The organism is Bacteroidales bacterium, from assembly GCA_018334875.1.
Lineage (GTDB): Bacteria > Bacteroidota > Bacteroidia > Bacteroidales > UBA12077 > JAGXLC01.
Genome location: JAGXLC010000407.1, coordinates 1 through 3,684, shown reverse-complemented (window position 1 = coordinate 3,684; position 3,684 = coordinate 1). Strand labels below are relative to the sequence as shown.

Here is a 3,684-nt window from a genome sequence, read left to right as displayed (position 1 = left end):
CACGTTGGAAATATAACTGGCAAAAACTTTGTTGGGCGAGATGATCAGGATGTCTTCCGAGCTTATGGTGTCCTTATACTTGTAGAGTAAGAAAGCAATCCGGTGCAGGGCGATTGATGTTTTTCCCGACCCTGCTACCCCCTGAATCACTAAGTGACGGGCCTGCTGGTTGCGTATAATGGCATTCTGTTCGCGCTGAATGGTAGCTACAATGTTTTTCATGGAGCTGGAGGAGGCCTGGCTGAGTTCTTTCTGCAAAACCTCATCCTGGATATTCAGGTCGCTCTCCAGCATGTATTCCATCTTACCTTTGCGGATGCGGAACTGCCGTTTCAAAGAGATATCACCCTCCACCCGGCCATGCGAGTTCTCATACCAGGCTTCACCCGGCTCGAAGTCGTAAAACATACTGGAAATAGGAGCCCGCCAGTCATAGATCAGGTTCTCATTGGTTTGTTCATCCTGAAAATTATGCACACCAATATATACCGGCTTGGCCTTGTCTTCATCCTTCCTTTTGAAATCAAACCGGCCGAAATAGGCAATATCCCGGAGCCGCAGCAGTCGTTTTTTCTTGTCTACAGAAGCCTCCCCCAGCATGGCGGTCTGACCCACTGCCTCGCGCACGGCATTTTTTTCCAGGTGGTCCATGTCACGTTTATTGTCCTGCAGGTGGTTCTTGGCCTGCCGGATATCTTTTAACTGGTTGTTGATCCGATCATCAATAGCCTTGATGGCCTGATCAATCTTTATCAAAACCTTCTTTAGGTGATTCCTTTCTTCCATTCAATGCTCCTTCGAATCATAATCCCTGGTATGCAGGAAATTTCTACCTTAATAATTAAAAATTGCAAAACTACATCAAATGGAATAGAAGGAAGAATGATCCAATAAAAATTATTTTGATTTATAGCCTGTTTGCGTGGGCTTAACTGGCACAGCAACTCAATTCCGAAACGTCTTTTGCAAAAATGATTGCCGCTAATTTGATGCCTTCTCCCAAAGTCAGATAAGGGTATAAACTGTTTGCCAAATCGTTTACCGTAATGCCATATTTGATTGCCATACTCAATTGTTGGATCAGTTCTCCACCTTCGGGGGCAACAACTCTTGCACCTATGAGTTTGTCGGTTTCGGTATTGCGAATGAGTTTGATAAATCCTCTTGTATCATTTGCAGCTATGGCTCTTGGCACGTCCTTTAATTCCAGTTTTGAAACTTCAAATGGGATGTCTTCGGCTTTTGCCTGTGATTCGTCTAATCCTGCACCTGCCAGTTGCGGGTCGGTAAAAACTACCCAGGGCAGGGAAGAATAATCCGCTTTATTATCTGTTCCTGAGAAAGCGTTTTCAATGGCAATTCTACCTTCAAATGCCGCCGTATAAACAAATGCAGGGGTGTTCGCTACGTCGCCTGCTGCATAAATGTGGGGCAGGTTGGTTTCCATCCTGTCATTTACCGAAATGTGTCCGTTTTTCGCAAGTTCCAAACCAATGTTTTCCAATCCCAATTGGCTTGTATTGGGTGTTATTCCCGTGGCAATTACTAATTTTCCGGCAACAAACAGTTTTGTTTCTCCGTTTTTTTCAGCGTGGACTTTTATCTTACTATTGTCTTCGGTTACCGAGGTAAAATTTAAACCGGTCTGGATGTTCATTCCTTCGTGGCGCAAATGTTTCAGCAACTCATCCGAAATGTCGGGTGTGAGTTTTGAAAGCACAAAGGGCGAGCGTTGCAGCAGGGTTACTTTGGTTCCCAACCGGTGATAAGCCTGCGCAATTTCAAGGGCTATGTAACCGCCGCCCAGCACAATTAAGCTTTCGGGCTGTGCTTCCAAATCGAACAGTTCAATGTTGGTAAGGTATGGAACGTCTTTTAACCCTTCGATTGGCGGCACGGATGTGGTTGCACCGGTAGCAATCAGAAATTTAAGCCCTTTGTATTCATCTTTTCCGTTTACGACAATGGTTTTTTCGTCTTTAAATTCTGCCCAGCCTTCAAGCATGGTCAGATTTTCAAAATCGCTCACTACGTCCATGTATTTCTTTTCCTGCAGGGTGGCGACCAATTTTTTCTTGTCTCTGATAACCTGCGTAAAGTCGATATCAACGCCCTTGGACTGAATTCCGGTAAAATTGGAATGCGAAGCATGATAAGCTGTTTCTCCGGCGCGGATTAAATTTTTGGAAGGCACACAACCTACGTTGACACAAGTTCCGCCAAAGTCTAAACCGGCATTGATCATTAGGGTGGACAACCCCAGACTTTCGGCTTTTATGGCTGCTGCAAATGCGGCCGAACCACCGCCGACGATAATTAAATCGAAAAGCCCACCATCAGGAACATCTTCAGACAAATGGGCGTCCGGAGATTGATTCCTGTCTGTATGGACAATATTTTTTTGATTATTTCCGACCTCATCGTCGGTATTAATACGCTCTTCTTTTGTTGTTTCTCCGATCACTTTATAATGTCCTGTACTGTCTATTAAAGAAGCAATTTCTTTCTTGCTGATTTTTTCCGGGTCGTATTCAAATTTACCGCTTCCTTCCGGATAAGAAATGTCGTTAGATACAATTCCTTCTTTGCTGGCAAACTTTTTGGCAATGGTCTGCGCACAATGGTCGCAAGTCATGCCTTTTATCTTAAATTCTGCAAATTCCATATTTCTGTTTATCATCAGATTTTAACTTTGAGTCCACTACAAAAAGTCTGTTTAATGAACAAACATGAATTTTTTATCGGTTAATATTTTCTCTATCAGCGCATTCCAAAACAATAAAAGGCCTTATTCTCCAAAAAATTACTTTTCGGAGGGGGCTCAACTTTAGAAGGCTAATGACGCTGATTGGACGGATTCTCCCAAATTTGTTGTTCATATTTCTTCAGCTTTTGCGTTATTAATAAAATTCTAGGTCGTAATAACATATCGTTTCCTGACACAATTGAGTAAAAAATGGTTTGTCCCTCTTTTCTTCCTTCAATAAGATTTCTGTCTTTAAGACCGAATAAGTCATGAATTATTCCTGTCTTCGACAGCAGATGGTGGGAAACGGCAGGGCTACTCATTTACAAAATGTCTGATAAGTCGCAGGGGCAGGGATCGTTTTCAATTTGAAAGGTGGTCGGCCATGTATTCTGCTGAGGCTACAATGGAAACAGGAATTTTTTTATCCTTTTCCTGTGAAACCTGCATCCAAGAACTTACACAACAAGGACATGATTATTTCATGCAGGTTCCATACGGCCAAATTATTAAATAAAAGATAACCGTATGAAAAAGAAAGAGTTATAGCTGACAGGAAAATGGCAATCAATAAGTTTATTTTTCATATCCTTTTGTTTTTGAAATTATCAGCAAATTTAACCTGCATAACTCATGTACAATGCAGGTAGTTAGTTGGTGTATGATATTGGAGAACGGGTCACTGGTCTGATTACAGGTGGTGGATAAAAAGCGAAAACAACCGTGCAGTTATCCCTACAGTCTCCATTGCGGGATACCGCCGTATGTTCAGATCACTCCCGTGGCTCTTTTACCATTGTGTCTGTTGGCAAATGCCACCAGCGAGAGCATCACCGGCACCTCAACCAGCACGCCTACCACCGTGACCATGGCAGCGGGGGATTGCAGGCCGAACAGGGCGATAGCCACCGCCACAGCAAGCTCGAAGAAATTGCTGG

The 3,684-nt window shown here is 43.3% G+C and carries 2 protein-coding genes; both read right to left on the bottom strand.

From position 1 onward, the window contains the following. On the bottom strand, positions 1–786 hold a 786-nt coding region (locus tag KGY70_18885), incomplete at its 3' end, for a helicase (GenBank protein MBS3777269.1). Between the two features lie 142 nt (positions 787–928). Further along, positions 929–2,680 carry a mercury(II) reductase gene (merA, locus tag KGY70_18880; protein ID MBS3777268.1) on the bottom strand — a complete coding sequence of 584 codons (1,752 nt, stop codon included), beginning with the start codon at positions 2,678–2,680 and terminating at the stop codon, positions 929–931. Positions 2,681–3,684: the final 1,004 nt, after the last annotated feature.

Coding starts and splice junctions, on each gene's coding strand:
- merA (MBS3777268.1), bottom strand. CDS start 2,680: ATGATAAACAGAAATATGGAATTTGCAGAATTTAAGATAAAAGGCATG.